Below are 2,208 nucleotides of genomic sequence, written 5' to 3' on the forward strand. Positions count from 1 at the left end.
TGCTGCCAGGCGACACCGGCACCGATCACGGCCGCCAGGCCGACGGCACCCAGCAACCACCAGCGTCTGGCGACGCCCTTGTCCAGCTGATGGCTTTCTTGTCGACTATTGTCCAGCTGATGGCTCTCTTGTCGGCGAGTGCTTGCCTGCCCGTCCTGTGACTTTCGCTCTGCGCCCATCCCTGCCTCCCGATGCCTTCTGCCTGAAACGACGTCCCTGCCGGCCGGGCTCAGCGCCAGCGGCTAGCTGCCCTGATGCGTCGGGCGGGTATCACTGCGAAACAATTGATCGACCGAGCTTTCGAGCTGCTCCGCCGTGGTGGCCTGCGGGTGGCTATCGAAATCGAACCAGCTGCCCAGTCGGCCACGCTCGGTGGTCACGATCACCTGCGCACGCCACGCCATGGTCGCGCTGCTGCAGAACCCCAGCTGCCCTTCCCCCTGCCAATGCTGGCGCTCGAGGCTCTGGGCATCGGTGGTGTTCAGCACGCTGCGCTTCACGCCCATGTCCATGTGGCGGCCGATGAAGTCCACCTCGACCCCCTCCGGTGAGACGCCTTCCGTCATCACGCGAATGCCCAGCGGCGTCAGCGGACTGATATCGCCCTCCAGCGCCAGGGTAATACGCCCGAAGCGGCCCAGCTCGGCAGTACAGGGGGCATGATTGAGCTCGCAGGACTGATTGGGCGCAAACCAGGTCACCTTGCCGTTGCTGCCGTCGCGTACCAGGTAATAGTCGATCAGGTAATACAGCGAGACCACGATGGTGATCAGCGTGACGATGATCAGCAGATTGAGCAGCCGCGGGCGGGCATTGTCTTCTTCTACGCGATACATGGCAGTTCCGGCAACGGTCCGGCAGCGCATCGACAGGCAAGGCGCCCCGAATGGGAAAGAAAGTGACGTGATGGGAATGGTCTGCGCTCAGCCACGACATGACGCCAGCGCGTGACCGGCGAACAAGACCTGAGTCCAAGTGCAGCGCTGAGCGAGTCATGACAAGCTTACCAGCCCGCCTCACCGCGGCAGCAGGCGAGACATCATGTCACGCGCACGCCACATCGCTCTCAAGGCATTCGCACTCAGCCCCGACAAGGAGTCAGCATGGCAAGTGTACAGCAGGCGCTCGGCCCCCTCTTCCTGTTGATCCTCGCGGGGGCGCTACTCGGGTGGAAGCGCTTCCCCGGCGAAGGCTTCTGGAGCGAACTGGAACGCCTGATCTATTACGTGCTGTTCCCCGCCATGCTGGTGTCCACGCTGGCACGTGCCGACATGGCCAGCGTGCCAGTCGTGGCACTGGCCAGCGTGATGCTGGGCGCGATGCTGCTGTTCGCCGCCGCGCTATGGCTGAGCTGGCGTCACGCGCCGGACTGGCTGAGCCGTCATATGGGCGACGCCGCCTCCTTTACCTCGCTCTTCCAGGGCAGCATCCGCTTCAACAGCTATGTCGGCGTGGCCGGGGCAGCAGCGCTGCATGGCAGTGCCGGGGCGACCGTCGCGGCCGTGGCGCTGGCGCTGATGGTGCCTGCCGCCAACCTGCTGTGCGTGATGGCCTTCATCGGGGCAGGCACCCTGGGCGAAGGCGGCCTGCTGCGCTCGCTCAAGGCACTGACCCGCAATCCGCTGGTGCTGGCGTGTCTGGCCGGCACGGCGCTCAACCTGAGCGGCATCGGCTTGCCGGGCTGGAGTGGCGACGCCATCAGCCTGCTGGGACGCGCCGCCTTGCCGCTCGGCCTGGTCGCGGTGGGCGTGGCGCTGCGCCCGCGTGTGCTGGTGAGCAGTGGCAGCGTGGCGTGGCTGGCGAGCCTGCTGAAGCTGCTGGCGATGCCGGCATTGGTGGTCGTGCTCTGCCGGTGGTTCGGCCTTGAAGGAGTGGCGCGCGATGTGGCGATTCTGTTCGCGGCGCTGCCCACCGCGACCTCCGCCTATATTCTGGCCCGCCAGCTGGGCGGCAATGCCGAGCTGATGGCGGCGTTGATCACCGCCCAGACGCTGCTGGCGATGCTGACCCTGCCCCTGTGGCTGGCGAACTGAGCTCCTGTCGACCTGAGCTCCTGTCGAGCTGTCGAGCTGACGACCGCACATCCGAACGCGACGTGAGAGCGCGCAGTGTGCGCAGCGCACAACAAAATGCGCAAAGCGCACAAGAAAAAGGGCATCCCCAGATGAGGATGCCCAAGACCGTGACTAGCTTGATGAGGAGAAACAC

General features: G+C 65.5%; 2 protein-coding genes. One reads left to right on the forward strand and one right to left on the reverse strand.

The features are described 5' to 3' along the window. Positions 1-242: 242 nt before the first annotated feature. Positions 243-836 carry a hypothetical protein gene (locus tag AC4FAH_RS06255; protein ID WP_052384509.1) on the reverse strand — a complete coding sequence of 198 codons (594 nt, stop codon included), beginning with the start codon at positions 834-836 and terminating at the stop codon, positions 243-245. Between the two features lie 267 nt (positions 837-1,103). Between AC4FAH_RS06255 and AC4FAH_RS06260 the strand changes: the two genes are divergently transcribed. Further along, positions 1,104-2,033, forward strand: coding sequence for an AEC family transporter (locus AC4FAH_RS06260; RefSeq protein WP_043333313.1), 930 nt, complete (start codon positions 1,104-1,106; stop codon positions 2,031-2,033). Positions 2,034-2,208: the final 175 nt, after the last annotated feature.

Source organism: Cobetia sp. (assembly GCF_983723665.1).